Origin of the sequence: Sphingobium sp. B1D7B (genome assembly GCF_025961965.1) — a bacterium.
Lineage (GTDB): Bacteria > Pseudomonadota > Alphaproteobacteria > Sphingomonadales > Sphingomonadaceae > Sphingobium.
Genome location: NZ_JAOQOR010000001.1, coordinates 2,047,492 through 2,065,235, shown reverse-complemented (window position 1 = coordinate 2,065,235; position 17,744 = coordinate 2,047,492). Strand labels below are relative to the sequence as shown.

General features: G+C 62.5%; 20 protein-coding genes. 4 read left to right on the top strand and 16 right to left on the bottom strand.

The genetic code is table 11. From position 1 onward, the window contains the following. Nucleotides 1-38: 38 nt before the first annotated feature. The 11 genes from M2336_RS09530 to M2336_RS09480 form a co-directional block, all read right to left on the bottom strand. Nucleotides 39-1,055: a contractile injection system protein, VgrG/Pvc8 family gene (locus tag M2336_RS09530; RefSeq protein ID WP_264592933.1), complete on the bottom strand. Its 1,017-nt coding sequence runs from the start codon at nt 1,053-1,055 to the stop codon at nt 39-41. After that, entirely contained in the window at nt 1,052-1,426 is a 375-nt protein-coding gene (locus tag M2336_RS09525) for a phage tail protein (RefSeq protein ID WP_181559082.1), read from the bottom strand. The genes M2336_RS09530 and M2336_RS09525 overlap by 4 nt, the downstream gene beginning before the upstream one ends. 3 nt (nt 1,427-1,429) lie before the next feature. After that, nucleotides 1,430-3,658: a phage tail tape measure protein gene (locus M2336_RS09520; RefSeq protein ID WP_264592932.1), complete on the bottom strand. Its 2,229-nt coding sequence runs from the start codon at nt 3,656-3,658 to the stop codon at nt 1,430-1,432. Between the two features lie 4 nt (nt 3,659-3,662). Beyond that, nucleotides 3,663-3,794, bottom strand: a complete 132-nt coding sequence (locus M2336_RS09515) for a GpE family phage tail protein (protein ID WP_181559080.1) — start codon at nt 3,792-3,794, stop codon at nt 3,663-3,665. Then, nucleotides 3,794-4,129, bottom strand: a complete 336-nt coding sequence (locus M2336_RS09510; RefSeq protein WP_264592931.1) for a phage tail assembly protein — start codon at nt 4,127-4,129, stop codon at nt 3,794-3,796. Before M2336_RS09510 ends, M2336_RS09515 begins: the two co-directional genes overlap by 1 nt. An 80-nt stretch (nt 4,130-4,209) precedes the next feature. Then, entirely contained in the window at nt 4,210-4,719 is a 510-nt protein-coding gene (locus M2336_RS09505) for a phage major tail tube protein (RefSeq protein ID WP_264592930.1), read from the bottom strand. Nucleotides 4,720-4,753: 34 nt separating this feature from the next. After that, entirely contained in the window at nt 4,754-5,863 is a 1,110-nt protein-coding gene (locus M2336_RS09500) for a phage tail sheath subtilisin-like domain-containing protein (protein ID WP_264592929.1), read from the bottom strand. Between the two features lie 13 nt (nt 5,864-5,876). Beyond that, nucleotides 5,877-6,218, bottom strand: a complete 342-nt coding sequence (locus M2336_RS09495) for a GPW/gp25 family protein (RefSeq protein WP_264592928.1) — start codon at nt 6,216-6,218, stop codon at nt 5,877-5,879. Beyond that, nucleotides 6,215-6,760 (bottom strand): phage baseplate assembly protein V, encoded by a 546-nt coding sequence (locus tag M2336_RS09490; protein WP_264592927.1) that lies wholly within the window; start codon nt 6,758-6,760, stop codon nt 6,215-6,217. The genes M2336_RS09495 and M2336_RS09490 overlap by 4 nt, the downstream gene beginning before the upstream one ends. A 268-nt stretch (nt 6,761-7,028) precedes the next feature. Further along, a complete protein-coding gene (locus M2336_RS09485) occupies nt 7,029-7,364 on the bottom strand; it encodes a Rap1a/Tai family immunity protein (protein WP_264592926.1) in 336 nt (111 codons plus the stop codon). Nucleotides 7,365-7,366: 2 nt separating this feature from the next. Beyond that, nucleotides 7,367-8,200, bottom strand: a complete 834-nt coding sequence (locus M2336_RS09480) for a hypothetical protein (RefSeq protein WP_264592925.1) — start codon at nt 8,198-8,200, stop codon at nt 7,367-7,369. A gap of 166 nt (nt 8,201-8,366) precedes the next feature. Here M2336_RS09480 and M2336_RS09475 point away from each other — a divergent pair, with 166 nt between their 5' ends. Both M2336_RS09475 and M2336_RS09470 read left to right on the top strand, forming a co-directional pair. Then, entirely contained in the window at nt 8,367-8,720 is a 354-nt protein-coding gene (locus tag M2336_RS09475; RefSeq protein WP_264592924.1) for a hypothetical protein, read from the top strand. Nucleotides 8,721-8,723: 3 nt separating this feature from the next. Next, nucleotides 8,724-9,497 (top strand): hypothetical protein, encoded by a 774-nt coding sequence (locus tag M2336_RS09470; RefSeq protein WP_264592923.1) that lies wholly within the window; start codon nt 8,724-8,726, stop codon nt 9,495-9,497. A gap of 154 nt (nt 9,498-9,651) precedes the next feature. On the opposite strand, the gene M2336_RS09465 is transcribed toward M2336_RS09470, so the two are convergent. Genes M2336_RS09465 through M2336_RS09450 form a run of 4 tightly spaced genes read right to left on the bottom strand, consistent with a single transcriptional unit; the run spans nt 9,652 to nt 13,186 of the window. Beyond that, nucleotides 9,652-9,858, bottom strand: coding sequence for a hypothetical protein (locus M2336_RS09465; RefSeq protein ID WP_264592922.1), 207 nt, complete (start codon nt 9,856-9,858; stop codon nt 9,652-9,654). A 25-nt stretch (nt 9,859-9,883) separates the two neighbouring features. Then, entirely contained in the window at nt 9,884-11,746 is a 1,863-nt protein-coding gene (locus M2336_RS09460) for a hypothetical protein (protein ID WP_264592921.1), read from the bottom strand. Between the two features lie 13 nt (nt 11,747-11,759). After that, complete coding sequence (locus tag M2336_RS09455; RefSeq protein WP_181559071.1) at nt 11,760-12,293, bottom strand: phage tail protein I; 534 nt, start codon at nt 12,291-12,293, stop codon at nt 11,760-11,762. Beyond that, nucleotides 12,290-13,186: a baseplate J/gp47 family protein gene (locus tag M2336_RS09450; protein ID WP_264592920.1), complete on the bottom strand. Its 897-nt coding sequence runs from the start codon at nt 13,184-13,186 to the stop codon at nt 12,290-12,292. The genes M2336_RS09455 and M2336_RS09450 overlap by 4 nt, the downstream gene beginning before the upstream one ends. Before the next feature lie 138 nt (nt 13,187-13,324). On the opposite strand from M2336_RS09450, the gene M2336_RS09445 reads away from it, so the two are divergent. Together M2336_RS09445 and M2336_RS09440 are read left to right on the top strand one after the other, a co-directional pair. Continuing rightward, nucleotides 13,325-13,639, top strand: a complete 315-nt coding sequence (locus tag M2336_RS09445) for a hypothetical protein (RefSeq protein WP_181559069.1) — start codon at nt 13,325-13,327, stop codon at nt 13,637-13,639. Then, on the top strand, nt 13,639-17,211 hold the full coding sequence (locus tag M2336_RS09440) for a hypothetical protein (RefSeq protein WP_264592919.1): 3,573 nt from the start codon (nt 13,639-13,641) through the stop codon (nt 17,209-17,211). Before M2336_RS09445 ends, M2336_RS09440 begins: the two co-directional genes overlap by 1 nt. Here the strand turns inward: M2336_RS09440 and M2336_RS09435 are convergent. Continuing rightward, nucleotides 17,175-17,714, bottom strand: a complete 540-nt coding sequence (locus M2336_RS09435; RefSeq protein WP_264592918.1) for a PEPxxWA-CTERM sorting domain-containing protein — start codon at nt 17,712-17,714, stop codon at nt 17,175-17,177. The genes M2336_RS09440 and M2336_RS09435 overlap by 37 nt on opposite strands. Nucleotides 17,715-17,744: the final 30 nt, after the last annotated feature.

Sequence of the window (17,744 nt, the reverse complement as noted above, 5' to 3'; positions counted from 1 at the left end):
ATATGGTGCCTGCTCGCTCGTACACAGGGAAACACGCATTACTGCTGCGCCTCTAACTCCAAATCAGAGGTCAATCCGCCCGAACCATCCATTCGGTGCGTGGCGCCCTCGATCAGCCACTTCCGCGCGTCGATCTCGGTTTTGAAGCCGTCCAGCGTCACCGGGATCTCGGGGAACAAATCAGGCCGGCCATAAGCCAGCTTCAGGCGCGCGGTGGCGACGCGGCGGGTAATGCGGGCGCTTTCCGCCTCGGCGGCCTGTCTTGCGTCCGCCTCGCTCGCGTAGAGCTTGCGCAGACGCTTGGCCTTCCCCTTCCCGCTGTGGCCGTGCTGCACCTTGTGGCGCGCGGCGCCGGCCTTGTCGTGCCAGTTCGCCTCGACGCCGTCATACTGGCCGCGCGTGACGCGCTGATAATCGATGCTCACCGTCTCATTACGCGCAATCTCGACGGTCGGGAGCGCCTTGCCGCTCGATGTCTTGCCGCTCCCAATCGGGGCGAAGATCAAGGCGCCTGCCTTGACCGTCGCCACGGCGTCGAACCGTTTGCCCAACGCCTGCAGGAGCGCCGCGTCGCTCTTGGCGCCATGGCCGAGCGCGGGAATCGTCTTACTGCCCAGCGCGTCCTCAACCTTTGCGGTCAGGCCATTGGCAGCAGCTATGGCGCCGACGACCTCACTCACCGTCTTCCCCACAAAGCTGCGCTCGCGGCGGACGCGAAAGGCATCGGTGAAGTCGGCCGAGCGGGCGCGGATGGTGATGATGTCCGGCGGCCCGGAAAAGGTCGCTTCATCGACCTTGAACTCGCCCTTGTCGATGAGGCCCTGCGGCAGACCGCTCCCCCGTTCCCACCCCAGGCTCACGCGCAGCCTGGCGCCCTCCTTTGGGATTTCCAGCTTCCCGCCGGCGTCGCTGATGACGATATCGAGTTGATCGGCCGCATCGCCGCGTTTCTCGGCGATGGTGAGCGTGATTAGCAGCGGATCGATAATGCTGGTCAAATCCTTGCCGTCCAGCGTCACCTTCCAGCCCGCCTTTGGGTGCACATAGCCGCTCAATCGACGCGCTCCAGTTCAAGCGTGAAGTTCGCCCGGCGAGGGAAGCCATCGACCAAGAAGGTGTCCGACGACTGTTCGAGGCTGCGAATCGTGAACTGCCCGAGCACCTCCTGTCGGCCGCTGAGCAGCGTGTAGCTCTCGCCGGTGTCGGCCATCTCGCGGATCCGTTCGAGGCTGGAATAATCACCCGCCACGCCGGGGAAGAGGCGCCCGGTCAGGCGCATGGTTTCATCGCCCGGCCCGAGGAACTGAGAAGCCGCGCGGGCGCCGAAGCGCTCGGACTTGGCGTGCCGCCAATTCCATGTCTGGGCGAGCTGCTCATAGGGCAGCGTCCCGATCTCGAACAGAAAGGTGTCGAGCGACATCATCATGGTTCAGTCCTCATCCTGAAAGGCGCTGCGCTTGGCAGCTTCCCGCTCGGCCTGGATGCCGGCGAGGATCCTGCGCACTTCAAGCGCGATGTCCTGGGCGGACTGGCCGGGGGCCGCCTGGATGGTGATATGTATGTCCCCAAAGCCGCCGGCTGCTGGAGCGGCGGCGCCCGCCCCTACCCCGCCGCGCCGGGGCGCAAACGGTTCGAGCGCCGGCAGCGCGACGCGGTGCGTCATCTCCTGCGCTGCCATGGCGGCAGCGCCCTGCCCTTGCGAAATGCCGAGGGCGAGGCCGGCGGCGATGTTCGAGCCTAGCCCCATGAAGACGCGGCTCGGACTGTGGATCCCGAGCAGCTTCTTGGCGCCCGTCACGAGCCGCCCGAGGAAGCCGGTCACCTCGGCATAGGCGCGCGGGAACATAGCCTTGAACCCGGCGATGAGGCCGGCGACGATCATGCCGCCAATCGGATTGAAGATCCCGAGCAGCATCGCCGGCGAGAAATTGGCCTTGATCCATGTCCAGCCTGCCGAGACGGCGCCCTTGACCGCCGCGACCCCGGCCCAGAAGGCCGCCTTGATCTGATCCCAATAGCGATAGATGAGATAGGCCGCGCCGCCGACCGCTGCGACGATACCCACGATGATCAGCACGACCGGATTGGCGAGCATCATGGCGCCGGCCGAGACGATGCCGCGCCCGAGCAGCAGGAAGCCCGTGCGCAGCAGGCCCAACATAGTGACGATCGCCGGGCCGTTGCGGGCAAAGAACCCGTACACGCCGGCTGCTGGGCCGACGAACGCGCCGAACAGCCACATGAGCGCGCCGACGCCGATGCGCAGGGCACCGATTCCCACGACGATGCTCACAAGCGAGGCGGCCATGCCGGGATTGGCCTCGGCCCAGGCAGCGATCCGGTCGGTCAGCCGGGCCGCCGCCTCGGTGATGCGCACGATCGACGGCAGCAGCACCGGGCCGAGGGTGAGCGCCATGGTCTGCAGGTTGCCGATGATCGCGGGGATCTGTGCATTCATGTCCCCCATGCGGCGGTTGAAGCTCGCGTCGATCGCGCCCGAGCTGGCCATCGCCTCAGCGCGGATGCGGCGGTATTCCTCCATGTTCTGGATGAGCGGCCGCAGGGCCTGCTGCGCTTGCATGTCGCCGAATAGGAAGCTGATCCGGTCGAGCTTGCCGCCAAGCGTCGTGTTCGTGATTTCCGCAATGGCTTCGAGCGGCGTCTTGCCGTCCGCATAGGCCTTTTTCAGCGCGGCCGGCAGATCGACGCCCATCTTCTGGAACTTGTCGATGGTCTCCTTGGTGTTGATCTTGGCCATCAGGTTCTGGAGATTGGTCGCGGCCGACGCGGCGTCGCCGGTGCCCTTGCGGGCGATCTGCGCGGCTGCAGCCAGATCCGCCACGGCCCCGACGCCCTGCTGCCCAAAGGCCTGCGCCTGCGCGGTCAGCATCGGGAAATACTGCGCCATGTCCTTGATCTCGAAAGCGCCGGCATTGCCTGCGGCCGTCATCGCTTCGAGCGCCTTGGCATTCTCGTTGATCGGAACCTTGAGGTTCGAGAAATTGGCGAAGGACGCCGCCGCCAGATCATCGACCGACGCCTTGTACGCTGTCGCGACCCGACCGATCGGGCCGATCATCTGCACGGCCTGCTGCGGTGTCATGCCGAAGCCCGCGAGCGTGTCCACGCCGGCGCGCATATTCTCCGGTAACTGCCGCGCCGCGCGCGCTGCAGCCAGGATGTTCCGTTGAAGCTCCGCCGTCTCTTTCTGCGAAAGCTCTGCCTTGAGGGCGATATCGGTCATGCCCGACTGGAAATCGCCGATCCCTTTGACCGCGAGAACGGCCGGGGCGAGCATCATGGCGCCGCCGATCATATGCTGCTGCCCGGATGAGCGCAGGGCCGCGCCCCGCGCCTGCATGCGCTCGACCTGATTGCTGATGCGCAGGAGGCGCACCTGCTCCTGCATCTCGCGGTTGGTGCGCGCGATCTGCGCCTGCAGATCGGCCTCCTGCGCGAACAGCCCGGTCACATTGCCGCTCGTGCCCGCGATCTGAGCGCGCACATTGGTCAGCTCGCGCTCAAGATCGCGGGCATGGCGCTTCATGCCGGCGAGCTTCTCGCCGCCGGTCTGCGCCAGGCCGACGATACCCTTGAGCGAACCAGAGAGGCGGTCCACCGTGGCGAAGCTGACGACCAGGCGCAGAAGGTTGCTCATGGGATTACCCCTTTCCCGGCGCGTTCATCTGGTTCCACGTCCGCACGGCGGCGTTGCGCCAATAGACCAGCTCTTCGAGGCTGAGCGGGTCCATCTGCTCAGGCGTCCAATGGAAGATGGCGGCAATGTCGGCCATCAGATCCCCAACGATTCCTCGATCCGTTGGCGCTGCGCCGGTGTCAGAAAAAAACCGAAGATCACATTCCCGAATGCGGCCAGATCCTCGACCTCCAGATTGGCCACTTCCGGCTCGGTGAGCGGGGGCATCGTGATCCGCGGAATGACGGTGATGAGGGACTGCACGTCGCTCTGGCCGAGGGCCTGTAGCGAGATCCCGCGCAGTTCGCCCGCCTTGGGCTTGCGCAGATCCACGCGCCGGATCTCGGTATCGCCGCGCTTGATGGGATTTTCGAGAATGACGTGCGGCACGGTGGGCGTAACGCCGTCGCCGGCAGTGGCTTGATCGGACATTGCGGATGCTCCCTGATGCGGATGGTCATTGTCTTCGCCCCGCCGTGCCATCCGCATTACTCACGGCGGGGCGAAGCTGGTCAGATCCCGAGGATGGCGCGCAGCTCGGCGTGGCGGTCGATGCCGCCGACGCGGCAGATCAGGTTCGGAATGTCGATCTCGACGAGCACGGTGCCATCGACGGTCAGCTTGTAATAGCTGGCGGCCGTCTTCACCGTCTCTTCGGTCTGGGTGCCAGGCTTGGCGTTGCCCGGCTCGATCGACTGATGCCGGCCGCGCACGACGATCTCGACGGCCTTCATCTGGGCCGTGCCATCATCCTGATAGGCGCCGACCCAGCGGATCAGCTCGGCATCGTGCGTGGCGGCAGCAAAGCCCGTGTAGATCGAGGAGATATGGCCGCCGGCCCTCCACTCGAACTCGATAGGCTCCTGCCCCAGGTCGATCTGGATTTCGCCATCCATGCCCCCGCCCCGATAGCCCTCGAACTTGCGGGCAAGGCTGGGCAAGGTGACTTCGGAGATCTGCCCCACATAGCTGGTGCCGTTGTGGAACTGGTTCATGTTCTTTAGGGTGGCGGGAAGGCCCATGGCTCAATCCTTTCTGGTCGGAAAATCGGGCGCGTCAGCCGAGCTGGTCGGCGATGCTGGCGTAGAATTTATCGGTGATGCGCTGGTTCAGAAGGATCGCCTCGGCCGGCGCGCAGGCCGTGTATTCATAGTCGATGGTGATGCTGCCAGCGGCGAGTGAGGCGGCCGGATTGGCATCGGCATCGAACCAGCAGCGCGCGCCCACGATCCTCCCCTGCGATACGAGCGTGCGGAACCGCCCGTTCACGGTCTCGACGATATCCTTGACCAGGCTGGCCGTGATCGGCTTGTCGATGGCCCAGAGCAGACCATTGGCGATTTCGTCCATGAGCACCTGCGCCGTGCGCACGACGCTCTCGAAGGCAAAGAGCGGTTCGCTCGCCATGGTGCGGTTGCCCCAGAATCGAAAGCCGTTGGCGCGGATCAAGGTTGTGACGTTCTTGTCATTGAGCAGGCCGGCCGAGGAGGCCCCGCCGAGCAGATCGAAATCGACCGGCGTTGCGATTCCGGTCACGCCGTTGATGGGCATGTTGGACAGCGTCTTGTGCCAGCCTGTCTCGCTGTCGATCTTGGCGCGCAGGCCAAGGGCGCGGGCGACAGCGCTGCCGGTCCAGTCCGTGAACTCGGGCCAGATGAGCATCAGCTCGCGCTGCCCAAAATCCCCGGCGAAATCGGTCACCTCGGTCAAATCGTCGCCGCTGGCCGCCGCATAGGCGAAGCCGCGCAGCTTCTGCGCCACGGTCACCAGATCGTTGATGACCTCTGCGGTATCGAGGCCGGGTGCCCCCAAGATGCGAGGGCGGATGCCAAGCGTGCTCTCGGCCTGCAGCAGCTTCGCGACCCCGGCTTTGGTGTTGGTCTCGGTCGCTTCGGCATCGACGCCCGTTTCAACCCGCACCACCACCACGATCGGGCTGCATTGATCGGCAATGGCATCGAGCGCCTTGGCGAGCGTGCCGGCCGCGCCAGCCTTGGCGATCGCCGCCGTCACATTCGTTACGGGCACGGGCGTGTTGACCGGGAACGTCGTCACGTCCGCGTCGCTTGCCGTGGCCACCAGGCCGATGATTGCCGTCGAAGCGGCGGCGACAGCGCGCGCGCCGGTATTGATCTCGTTGACCTTGATACCGTGAATGATGGCCATGGTTCGTCCTTTCCTAGAACGCGATGGAGAGATTGAGCGGCGCGCCGCCGGGGAGGTCGAGCCGGGTGCCCTCGATCAGGAGGGTCAGCTTGCCGGCAGCGTCGCCGCCACCGACGACGATGCGGGAGAGCTTCACGCGCGGTTCCCAGCGGGCGATGGCCCCCGCGCTTGCCGCTGCGATGAGCTGGCGCGTGACGGCATTCAGCGGCGCATCGATCAGCTCGAACAGCCGCGAGCCATAGTCGCGCCGCATGACGCGCGTGGATATGGGCGTGGTCAGGATGTCCCGGATCGACTGCGCGATATGCTCGGCGCCATCGATGCGCTTGCCGGTGGCCCGCTCCATACCGCTCATGCGGGTACTCCAGAGAGCGCGCTGCCGGCCTGTACGCCGCTATGCTTGTGACCCTTGAGGCTCTTGCCCCCACCGATCACATCATCGCTCGCCGCGACCGTCTCGCTCACGTCGACCTTGCCTGTGACGGTCACGTTCCCAGTGATCTCGACGCCTTCGGGTGCGTTGATGGTGAGCTTGCCGCCGGCGAGCGTGATGGCCAGCACATGGCCCTCGGGATCATAATCGATCTTCGAGCCGTCCGGCATGAGGATCCGCGCGCGGCCATCGCTGGCCGGCGCCGGAAAGGCGTTGGAGTAGAGGCCACGCAGGGCGACGCCATGGGCGATATCTCCCTCGGTGCACAGCAGAAGGATCTGCTCGCCGACCGTGGGCGGGCACCAGGTGCGGAAGCCGCCGGCCAGCTCAAGCCAGGGCACGGCCGGCGAGACGATATCACCGAGCTTCGCCGTGAGCGTGGCGCCGGCAAGATCGACAGTCTCGACCACGCCAATGCGGATCAAGTCGCCAAGGAGGCCGGGCATGTCTTCGGTCTGCGCCATGGCAGAATGCATCCACCGTCGGCGGTCGCCAAACCACCTCAAGGGCTTGTGGCATCGGTTCTCACAAGAGAGCAGGAAGCGGAGACGACGAATGCCGATCTGACGGCATATATGGCAGGCAATCTTTCCCAGTCACTATGGATCGCCATAATGTTGGTCCCCCGGTGTTAGTACCGGTCATCCGCTCACGTTGAAATGCACGCCGTATCCGGGACGCAAATCTGTTGCGTGGCAACCTGATTTTTGGCCGCGATGCTGCAGCCACTAATCACTTTCTGCAGGGAAACGCCTGCAACAAGGCATCGCCGATCATGAAGGCTGGGTGACTGCCCCATTTTTCAGGATGATCTTTGATATAACGTCGGGCAATCACGACCGTTTGTAGCGTTGCGGCATCGGACGGCGGACGACAGGTTGCGCGCCGGAGTTGGAGGATGTCAGCGACACCAAGAATATACGAGTTGCAAGGATCAAATGTGACCCTTCCATTGTTGGGTTGGTCTGCCGCGCACATTTGCGCGATTTGCGCTCCCGTGACGGAAGACATGCTAACATAGTTGTCCGTTGGATGCGCTGCTGCTGCAAACATCAGGAGAAGTGACATCACTACGGATAATCCTCTGCTGGCAGGTCAATTACGTCGTGAATTGCTACGAGGCGGTATGCAATCGGCTTCCCGCCCCGCAATTCGACGTTTACGTCCACGTCGAACGCCTTTTTATAGACGTTTTCGTCGGCTTCGGCGATCTCATGGCGTATGCGCTCCTCCGCAAGCGCAGACGCATACACGATAGGGAGCGCACGGGGATATATGGCCTCAATCTGTACCATCTCGCCGGAGCGCTTTCCTGTCTTCGCGTGAGCGACGCCAGTCTTAGTGAAAACCATGAGAACCTTTTCATGGTCTGCGGCGGTGGTTCGCTCCAATTCCTGCCTATGTTCAAGAATATTGTGTTCCGCTTCCCTCGCCTGGACGGTGTCGAACTCGAAGGCAATTCGCTGCTCACCGTTCTCAAACACCGCGAGGGAAAGATTGGCGTTCGCATCGTGCGCAACGGCCCGAACGGTCTTATGAAAGTCGTTCAAATCACCTTTAGATGCTTTCGGCTCACGGCCACCTCGTCTGAAATACTTGGTGATGGCCGCCCGGTAGTTTTCGACGAATTTCTTGAGTTCGTTGGCGTGCTTTACGCCAGTCATAACCGCACCGAGAACTGGGAAAGCAGTCATACCGATGTAAGGTACCAGTTCGGCTACGATGGAGCCTGCGCGCACTTCACGGACGTAAAAGCCAGCGCCACCGGTCTCTTCGGGATACTCGCGATCATGAAATCGTTCAAATTGACTGCCAAAGCCGACAAACGCGGAAACGAAATCGTTCAATTCAACAGGCGTGCTTGTCTCGATCCTCAAGATCAGGTGCGTGTCGTCAACGTCCATCGCTTCCCCCATTTGTACATGCATAGTCCAGAAAACTAGGATTGCTACCCCGTTACGAGCGTTGCGTTAACGATCGCTTCCATGCATTACCTCTATTGGAAACCATCTCAGTCTTGGCGGCGGGGGATTAATGCCAATCGACATAAGGGTTGAAGACACAGATTTGGTGGGGTTCAGCGACCCGGCCAAGGATGGCGTAAAAAAGGCTGGCGAGGACTTCATCAAGCACGTCATCGCGGAGGCAAACCGTTTGGAGTCTTCACAGAACGCTGGCACCGGGCCTGTCGAAATCACAAAAGGAATGGTTGCGAATGCGGCCCTCATACAGCGCCGCTCTTTGGGCGGGAAAAAAACCCCACTCAGCCACAAAGTCCTGCGTATCGTGTCGACCGCGACTACGTTGTTGGTCGGCATCATGGTAGACAAGGACAAGATGCAGGACACATTTTACCTTGTGCTTTTCATCATGGTGATTGCAGTCGCGATCATCACGACGACCGTCTCGATCATGAAGGAATAAGTCATGGTTGGTCCAATTCCAGATGCTGAAACGATGGATCAATTGGACAGCATCCAGCTTGAAGCGCGAGCGCGCGAAGTTCGCTTTATCAAACTCGACGTGATCCTTCGGCTTTACGCTGTTATCGGGCTGCTTGCTGCAGTACTGGCACTCGCATATTTCGGGTTCAGCTTCCTGAAAATAACCCTGACCGAAGATCAGCGTATCGCGCTCATTATGGCAGGATCAGGCGTCACCGTTTCCGCTATGTCATATTCTCTCCTAATCATCAGGCGGCGCTTGAGCGATCTCCGGGTGGACAATTTTCAAACGGCATCGCTTGATCTCGACCTCATTAAGGAATGGTCGCGATTTGAAGCGATCGGCCGGAAAGTTCTGGAAGAAAAGAATATTGAATTTAACAGTCGCTCGCCGCGATCCATTCTTTCTACACTGGAGAGCCATGAACTCATTCCAAGCGAGTTAGCCCGGGAGATTAGCGCGGCATTGGATGTCCGAAACAAAGTCGTTCATAATGCGGAGCCGCAGCCCCAAATCCTAGTAGAAGCCGCTGCGCGTATTCTGGCAAATTCAAATAATAAGTTGCAACGCATATTGCGGGCGGCGGAACCAAATCAAACATTTACCTCGGCAGGGTTCGACTCAGGCTCCCACGCCCTCCTAGGTCTCGGTGCCGCCTCCAGCCAAGTGCCGAGAAGCCAATTCGCAAGTGGCGGGGAAGCACTCCCAGTCAATCCCGCTCGGAAAGGTCGGAAGCTCAATCTCGACGAGGAATAGGCTGCTGCATCGCGGCTTGAGCAGGAAGCAGTGTCGCGACCTTGCAGGTAGCTGATCAATGCCAGCGGGTCGGCGCTTTGGTCGAAACGGATAAAGCCTAGCATGGACGAGAAGCGACGCGCGCAAGGCTACCGGTGAGCGGAAAGCCCGCAGGTTATGTCGGCGAAACCACCCCGGCAGCAATCTTGGCCGGATAGCCCCGAGCGACTTCCTCGACGCGGTTCTTGGTCGCAGCGCGGTCGTAGCTGCCGTCATCCTTCAGCACCGCGCGGACATTGCGCTGATATTTTGCGCCGTCGATCGTCAGGGTCACGGGCACTTCGTTGGTGTCGGCGTTGAAGGCGCCAATGCTGATCTTCATGAGGTCTTCCTTTCGAAATTCGGGGTCAGACGCCCTTGGTCTGGACGTGGACGCGGACGTAGCGATCGTCCGCGTTCCAGAACTGGATCGCGTAGGGTTGGCCGGCGCCATTGTAGAGGGTCTGATACCAGTCGGTGGCGTGCTGGCTGACCGTTTGGTTAGCAGGCCAGTATGCCGAAATGACGGGGTTCACCCAGCTCGAATGTCCGACCGGCAAGTTGTAGGTGCCGATGCTGTCCGGCCCGATCGTGATGAAACCCCACGTCTCCTTGAGGCCGTCCGCTGTCACGCGATAGCCGCCATTCTCGACGATGTAGCTCGCGGTCACTTCAAGAAAGGCGTTCGCATGCTTGCCATCGAGCGTGTCAGCATCGAGGCCGGACCCCGCGCCATCGTTGGTCGACGTCCAGACATAGCCGCCATTCACATAGAGTGGCGCGTTCACGAGATTGTAGGTCGATCCGCTGTAATGCAGATATCGGTTGCCGCCGTTGCCGAACCAGACCACGCCTTCGACGCCGCCGGCTCGGGAGGCGGTGATATCCCCGTTTCCGGCCAGGCGGCTAAAGCCGCTACCATCACTTGCCTGGATATTGCCCTTCGACTCGATGGACCATTCTGCCCAGATATGGCCGCCGCTAGAGATCGTGACCCGATTTACGCCGCCATACTGGAACGCCCAGCCCTGCGCGCCGCCGCCGATATAGGTGATCTCTGAGAAGTAGAAGCGCGCGACGCCATCCGTTGAATAGACCCATGCGCCCGCGTTGGCGCGCAGGAAGCCGCTCGAATTGATCCCGTCCAGCAGATCGGCATCGAGGCCGGAGCCGGACCCGTCCACAGTGGCGAGCTTGGCGAGGATATCGGCCGCCGTGTAGAGCGAGGCATTGAGCGGCGTGTAGCCAAGGCGCGCAACGATGTTGGTGAAATAGTTGCTGTCCTGACCATCGAGCAGATCCGCATCGAGGCCCGAGCCGGCGCCATCGTTGCCCGCATGCCAGACCATATTGCCCCGGATCGTCACGGACAGGCTCGCCAGTTCGAGCGTGTCGAGATTGCCGCCGCCCGAGACGCCGATTTTCAGGCTCTTGTAGCCCGCAAGATTGGGCCGCAGGATCTGGGCAGTGCTCCCATTGGTGCGGCTGAGAAACAGATCGCCACTGTTTATCTCGATCGACGGCGCGGCCACGGCGCCGGTGAAGGTATCGCCGGCCTTGTTCGCGGGCGTGTAGCCCAGGCGCGCGGGTATATTCCCGTAATAGCTCCCGTGCTGACCATCGAGCAAATCGGCATCGAGGCCCGAGCCGGAGCCGTCATTGCTGGCCCGCCAGACATCGCCCAAGGTGACTGCTGCCCATGTCGCTAGGCCCACCATGAGCTTTTTGGGCGTGACGAAGCGCTGATCGTCCGCGCCGGCATCCGTCTCGGCTTGCGTGGCGATCTCGGCAACGCCTTTCACCGTCTCGGATGCGGGCGGGTTGACGAACTCCAGATCGCCGAAGGTGAGGCTAGCGGCCGCGATATCGGCGAATTTGATATCGCACTGGAGCAAGGCGATGGAGCTGGCCGTTTTCTCCACGATCGCGCCTGCCTGGCCGTAGAGCGCGAAGAGCGTGCCATCGGCGAGATAGAGCGCAAAGCTGCGCATGGTGAAGGCGTCGGTGCTATCGTCCCGCGCGATCAGGTGGATCGTATCGGGCGCCACCGTTCCCCCGCCCGCCGCCGCGACCCGCTTGAACTCGCCGGCCAGCGCCGTCGCTGTCGGTACCGCCGCGACCGCGGTCGCGGACAGGCCGACTTGCGTGATCGTGAGGGGCGCCGTGCCGGTGCCTTCTGCATTGACGACTGCGTCGCGGCCGGCGTTGGTGACGGTGAGCGTAAGCGCCATGCTGCAGGTCTCCTTAGGCCGCCATGTCGAGCCGGGCGGACACCACGGCGCGGGCATAGGGGGCGATGCCGATCGCGCCGGCGGCGGCGATGGCGAGCGTGAAATCGAAGGGTCGGCTCAGCGGCTTGGCGCGCTCGACCTGCCTGATCGTGGCATCGACATAGGCCGCGCCTGGCGCCGCGCCGTTGACCTCGGACAGGGCGAGGATGAGCGAGAATGTGCCCGGCTCACCCATCGGCTCGGTTTCCCACCATTCGCGGATGGAAATGGAACCACCCAGCGCCGCGACGGCGGCGCGCACGGCCGCGAGCGTGCCTTTACGCCGATGCACGGCAATCGCGCTGGCGATCACCTGCCGCCGCACGGAGACCGGCCAGCTCGCATCCCATTCATCGACCGAGAGCGCCCAGGCGAGCCATGGCAGCAGCGCTTCCGGGCAGCTCTGCGGCGACCAGAGCGCGCGCAGCGGCACCGGCAAGGCCTGCCCTGTCACCGCCGCTTCGAGGCCCAGCTCCAGCGCCGAGGCATTGGGTGGCAGCAGGCTCATTCGTCCGTGCCGCCATTGGTGAGCGCGATTCCGGTGCAATGCGCGGCCTCGCTTGGGTCAATGACGATATCGGCCGCCGGCTCGACCAGCACGACATTCTGGACCCCCGCCACATGGAGGGCCGCGAACAGGCCCGAGCGCGTCACATCGAAGCCGAGGCGCTTGTGGGATTGCACATAGGCCTCGGCCCGGGCCTGCGCCTGGGCCAACACGACAACAGGGTCCGGCCCCGCATAAGTCTTGATCGTCGCCTGCACGGCATATTGGACGATGCTTGCCGATTGCACGGTCAGGCGGTCGGCCACCGGCCGCACCGTCTCATCGGAAAGCGCCGCAGTGACGGCCGCGAGCAGCTCGGGCGCCGCCGTGCCATCGCCGACGCGCGAGAGCACATAGACCGTCACTTTGGCGGGGGCCGGCGACGCGGCCGAGGCGTCAAGAACATCCCCATCAGCGCTTAGCGCATGGGCGATGTACGCACCGCTCGGCCCGGCCACCGACATCGCCTCAGGCGCGAGGATGATGCGCCGGCGGAAATCCTCATCGCCTTCCATCACGGCCGGCGTGTCCGCCTCGGGATCCGCCGGCACCAGCTCCAGTCGCGGAACCCCAAACAGGGCGCCGAGATGATCGAGGTCCGATCCCTTGGCATAGGCTACCATGACCGCGCGGGCAGCGTCGTTGACATGCTGGCGGATCAGCAATTCGCGATAGGCCGCGATCTGCAGGATCTTCACCGCCGGGTCGCTCTCAAGGCTGGCGTCGAAGTCGGGCATCACGGCCAGTAGCGAGGCGGTCATCGCGCCAAAGATCGCCTCATAGCTGAGCTGCTCGACCACGGCGGGCGCCGGCAGGCGCGATAGGTCGATGGCTGAGAAGGTCGCGTCCGTCATGGTCGGAGCAATGCCCAGCGCTCACATCTTTGCACCCGCGCGCTCTTGTGAGGACCGTTCTCACAATCGGCCCAAATGGCGCCCGCGCCCCGCCCGACCGAAGGTTGCTGCAGACCGATCTCATAGGGGCGTGCATCAATGGCGAAGGCCTATATCACCCGTTACAGCACCAATTCGCTGAACTGGCAGCGGCTTTCTTCCGGCCAGGCGCTGTCGGTGCTTGGCCATCAGGACGGCGACGGGATCGCCCTTGACCTTGCAGACGGCGAGCAGGCCGAGACCGAGGCGTTTGACGGCCCGTGCCTCTGCCGCATCGTCATCGTGGGCGGCGACGCGCAGGTGCGCATCGCAAAGGATGCCGATGCCGACACCGGCGAGTTGTGGCTCGATGGCACGACCGATCAGCGCTACGTCCGAAAGGGCGAGCGCATCGCGATCAAGAGGGCCGCGTGATGCTGGGCGGCTTTGGTGGCGGCTCGCGCGCGAACCTGACACGCGCACCCAAGCCCTTCGCGGCGAAAGTGCCGTCCAAAGCAGGTGTCGTGTTCACTCTGCCGATGATGGGGCTGCTGTCTCCTGTCACCTTCACGAAGACGACCGGGCCGGCCAATCTTACCGTTCTCTCCGGCGGCGCCTCGACCGGCGCGATCGTGGCATCGCTCCCGATCGCGGTAGACGAAACACAGGAAATTGGCGGCTATGCCTTCGGAGCAGATGGGTGCCGCAAGCCGTGGTCCGCCTCATTGACTGCTGTCACCCCCACGCCGACGCCAACGCCGACCCCCGCGCTGGATGCCCCGACCGTGTCCCCCCTCACCGTTGTCGAAGCTTTGGCGCCAGGCGCCGAGATCGCGACCATCACCGGGCAGTCAGGGAACAGTTACAGTCTGGCCGATGACGCCGGCGGGCGCCTCGCGATTGCAAGCGGTAGCAAGATCGTCGCCGGATTGACGCCTATCGCTCATGCGGAGACGGCGTCGCTTTCATTCCAGATCGCAACCGCCAACGCGGGCACAAACCCGACATCTCGAACTGATGCGTTCACGATGGCGGTCCAGGAAGCGGTCCAGATCGACCGGGTGGACCTGCGCTACAACACTGCCGACACCCGATGGGAAGTCGCTAATGCCAGCGCGTTTCCCGGCGCTACCTACGTCTACAAGACCCGTGGCGGCACCACCCTCTCGACAACCTCTGCCGCTACGCTGGCCGCCGCCTCAACTTCTGAAGGCGTCACCGCAGAAGTGGAGGGCCAACCCGCCACGAAGTCAGCGGTCGTTTTCAAGATCGTCTCCGACCTCAACCAATATCTGGACTTTGCCGACGCGCCCAGCGGCACGCCCCTTAGTGCCCTAGGCTGGACGTCGCCTGCGCAATTCGTCACGGACGGGGTCGCGCTGACGCGAACATCCTCCGCAGGCACCTTCCCTCTTCGCAATGTGGGTAAGGTCAATCAGAAGATCCGGTTCCGCCCGCAGTTCAAGTCTGATCCCGCTAACGGCAACGACGGCAGTTCATCCCAGCGCGGGTTCCTGCTGGCCGCTACTCCCGACGACCGCAACTGGGTGAACGTTTCCATCTCGACGGGCAATATTGGCATCAACAAGCGCGCCAATAATCAGATGGAGTGGAGCTACATCCCGACCATCGGCGGAAGCAATCTGGAAGCCACATGGTTCGAGATCGAGCTGAACTGGATCGGCGACACCCCTTACCTGAAAATATCGCGGGGGGGCGTTCGTGTCGATCCAGGCGGCAATGGCATCAACCTGAACGCAACTGGAGGTACGCTGCTTCCGGGGACAAACGTCGGCATCGCCATGACGACAGAATTGGGGGTGTCCAATCCCTCGTGGCCGCAACGCCTGATCCACGAACTGCAAGTTTCAGCTTGGGATAATCGCGCCGTCAATGTCGGCTCGATGAATGTCCCGGAGCCATCGGCCTCCGCCCCGCCGGCCGTCGTGGTCACCGGCACGACGACAAACACCGGGCAGCACAACGCATGGGGTGTGGATGAATATGGGCGTGTCGTGAGCGGCCCCTTCCCCTTCATTCCGTCCGCCGGCGCATATTCGGTCACGATGCCGTTCGACCTGCTCCCGCCATACGGCGCCTATATCGCCCCTGTAGATGCGCCGAATGATGGCATCTTTGCCGAGGCTCCGGTCATGCCGGTATTTGAGGCAATCGAGCCTCATGTCTTCGGCGTCAATTCTTCTCCGACAAGTGCAAGTAACCCTGTCGACATCGTCAAAGATCGTGGGCGGGTCGTCTCCTGGCGCTACATCCATACGTCAAATGGCACGCATTCTTACATTCCCGATGAGGACCGTAATGCCGATGGTTGGCCGGCAGTTCAGCCGCCTGCAGGGTATTCAATCTGTGCCATTATCTGGGAGGGTGCCGGCCCGGGTGGGCGCTTTGGTGCCTGGAACCTTACGACCAATGCAGATTCAACCATCTCGACTACATGGACTCCTGAGAATGTAACGGTATCCAATGTTACCGCTAGAGGTGCTCGTCTGACGCAGACCAGCGCAACAGCGGCCTCCAACATAACTTTGCGCTTTGCGAATGTGACGGTTCCGCCAGAAGGCTTTCAACTGTCGGTGCTGCCTGTTCTTCCTCAGGGAGAGGAGCACGACCCATCTGAACTCATGACGCCGCAGGTCGCTGCCATTTGGCATAGCGACAACTTCGGCGGCGTCGCGGGTAACATGTGGTGGCGTAACATGAAGGTCACGATGGCCGAGGCTGTCGACCCCAAGCTACCGTATTTCGCGGGCTCCAAAGAATTCGGCGTCTCCGTTTGTAAGCAGACGAAGGGCAGTCTCTTCTGGACGTTCCCCTATGACGAGGTCGCCAACCACCTTGAAACCAAGGTCGCCAACGACCTCACATACTTCCTCGCCCACGCTCCCATTTATTCTCGCTCAGCCGGCGAGGTCGCCAACGAGGTCTGGAATTACAGCACCTACAACAAGCAATGGTGGACGATGGCGGTCGCCGGCGCCAACCGCGGCTTCCTTCCGGGCGTCGCGGTGCCGTCTGGCGGATCGATCACGCTCGAGGTTTACACAGACTGGAACCCCACCGGGGGCGTCATCTCCGGCGGCAAGGACGAGAATGGCACCGTGACGCCCGGTAAGACCCGACGGGTCTTCAACCCCGGCGAAGTCATCCTGTGCGGATCGAGTAACTATCAGGCCGTGGTCAAAAAAGTGGTCGCGTTGTCGCCCGTTCCGGTGGGAACCGACGTGTGGGAGGCCAGCGACGCCAACTTCCAGACGTTGGGGTTGTTTGACGCGATCAATACTTCGGCTCGCCGCGAGCAGAGCTATCAGCAGATGCGGCTCGGAAACCTCGGCCGCGAAATCCTAGGGGACCGCTTCACCAGCGTCCTTGGTACGTTCCTTGGTGATCAGCCTAACCAGGTGGCAAGCTACCTACTCTGGAACGACAGCTGGCAGGGCATCGACTACTTCTCGCCGTCTTTCTATGCCGGCGAAGCTCAAGACTACACGAATACCGCGTGGGCACAGCAGCACACGTCGAACTTCGCCAACTTCAAGACCAACTTCCACAGCCGCTTCCGTACCACGGCGGCCACAACGGTCGACAAGCTGAAACTCCTGAAGCACGGCACGCGTCGCATCATGCTCGCCGAGGGCGTGCCGGCCGAACTCTGCCCCAAGATGGGCTTCCTGTACGAGGGCTTTGACCACAACACCTTTATCAAGGTGCCGAGTGCCCAACAGGCAGGCTTGAAGGCAGCGGTCTCCGCTGTCCTTGCGAGCCCCGAGGACAAGGCTGAAGCCGCCATCTTCAACGGAAGGCTCCGCAACGAAGTGGGCGGCGTCATGTGCTACTTCGCCGACGTCGAGAAGGTCACTTACAATAGCTGGATCGAGCAGATGCAGTGGTTCGGGATGCGCCAGTACAGTCTGCCCGGCCCTCTCAATAACAATGACGCCGACGAACAGCGTTACCTAGCGTTGCTCAACCACTTCGGTGCCGTATGACGACGAAGCGAGGCACCGAGCAAGCCAAAGCCGGCAATCATCATGGCCCATGTGGAAGGCTCAGGCACAGCTTGCCGCTGCGCCTCGACCGAGACCCAGCCCGAGGCGAGATACGGATCGGCGATGTCGACTGTTTCGACTGTCAGGCCCGTCAGTTGCGCCTGGCCGTAGATCCAGGTCACGCTACCCCTGACAAAGTCGTCCGAGGTGGTGCGAGGCGCAGCGACGCCGTCAGAGAATGTCAGCGACATCGACGGCCCGCCGAATTCTTGCGGGTTGGCCAGAAAGGTCATCTGCGTGTCAGTGACGGTGCACTGAAATCGCAGCCAACATCCCATTTCGCCAGTCGGAAAATAGGCGGTCGCAGTCACATATGCCGGCGTCCAGTCGGGCGCGTTCTCGTAAAGAATGCCCGTTCCGGTCGCCGTGTATTTGATGAACGTGACCGCCTGCGCAGGCATGGCAACTACGGCCAGAGCGGCCGCCAGAAAAAGCTTCAACATCAATCACCTCCCACAATGGTGGGTTGGCTA

Bases quoted from the DNA above. Each gene is read 5' to 3' on its own strand.
- M2336_RS09450 (WP_264592920.1), bottom strand. From the start codon at position 13,186: ATGACGGACGCGACCTTCTCAGCCATCGACCTATCGCGCCTGCCGGCG.
- M2336_RS09455 (WP_181559071.1), bottom strand. From the start codon at position 12,293: ATGAGCCTGCTGCCACCCAATGCCTCGGCGCTGGAGCTGGGCCTCGAA.
- M2336_RS09510 (WP_264592931.1), bottom strand. From the start codon at position 4,129: ATGTCCGATCAAGCCACTGCCGGCGACGGCGTTACGCCCACCGTGCCG.
- M2336_RS09490 (WP_264592927.1), bottom strand. From the start codon at position 6,760: ATGGCGCAGACCGAAGACATGCCCGGCCTCCTTGGCGACTTGATCCGC.
- M2336_RS09460 (WP_264592921.1), bottom strand. From the start codon at position 11,746: ATGGCGCTTACGCTCACCGTCACCAACGCCGGCCGCGACGCAGTCGTC.
- M2336_RS09435 (WP_264592918.1), bottom strand. From the start codon at position 17,714: ATGTTGAAGCTTTTTCTGGCGGCCGCTCTGGCCGTAGTTGCCATGCCT.
- M2336_RS09520 (WP_264592932.1), bottom strand. From the start codon at position 3,658: ATGAGCAACCTTCTGCGCCTGGTCGTCAGCTTCGCCACGGTGGACCGC.
- M2336_RS09505 (WP_264592930.1), bottom strand. From the start codon at position 4,719: ATGGGCCTTCCCGCCACCCTAAAGAACATGAACCAGTTCCACAACGGC.
- M2336_RS09515 (WP_181559080.1), bottom strand. From the start codon at position 3,794: ATGGCCGACATTGCCGCCATCTTCCATTGGACGCCTGAGCAGATGGAC.
- M2336_RS09500 (WP_264592929.1), bottom strand. From the start codon at position 5,863: ATGGCCATCATTCACGGTATCAAGGTCAACGAGATCAATACCGGCGCG.
- M2336_RS09470 (WP_264592923.1), top strand. From the start codon at position 8,724: ATGGTTGGTCCAATTCCAGATGCTGAAACGATGGATCAATTGGACAGC.
- M2336_RS09440 (WP_264592919.1), top strand. From the start codon at position 13,639: ATGCTGGGCGGCTTTGGTGGCGGCTCGCGCGCGAACCTGACACGCGCA.
- M2336_RS09525 (WP_181559082.1), bottom strand. From the start codon at position 1,426: ATGATGATGTCGCTCGACACCTTTCTGTTCGAGATCGGGACGCTGCCC.
- M2336_RS09445 (WP_181559069.1), top strand. From the start codon at position 13,325: ATGGCGAAGGCCTATATCACCCGTTACAGCACCAATTCGCTGAACTGG.
- M2336_RS09480 (WP_264592925.1), bottom strand. From the start codon at position 8,200: ATGGACGTTGACGACACGCACCTGATCTTGAGGATCGAGACAAGCACG.
- M2336_RS09495 (WP_264592928.1), bottom strand. From the start codon at position 6,218: ATGAGCGGTATGGAGCGGGCCACCGGCAAGCGCATCGATGGCGCCGAG.
- M2336_RS09485 (WP_264592926.1), bottom strand. From the start codon at position 7,364: ATGTCACTTCTCCTGATGTTTGCAGCAGCAGCGCATCCAACGGACAAC.
- M2336_RS09465 (WP_264592922.1), bottom strand. From the start codon at position 9,858: ATGAAGATCAGCATTGGCGCCTTCAACGCCGACACCAACGAAGTGCCC.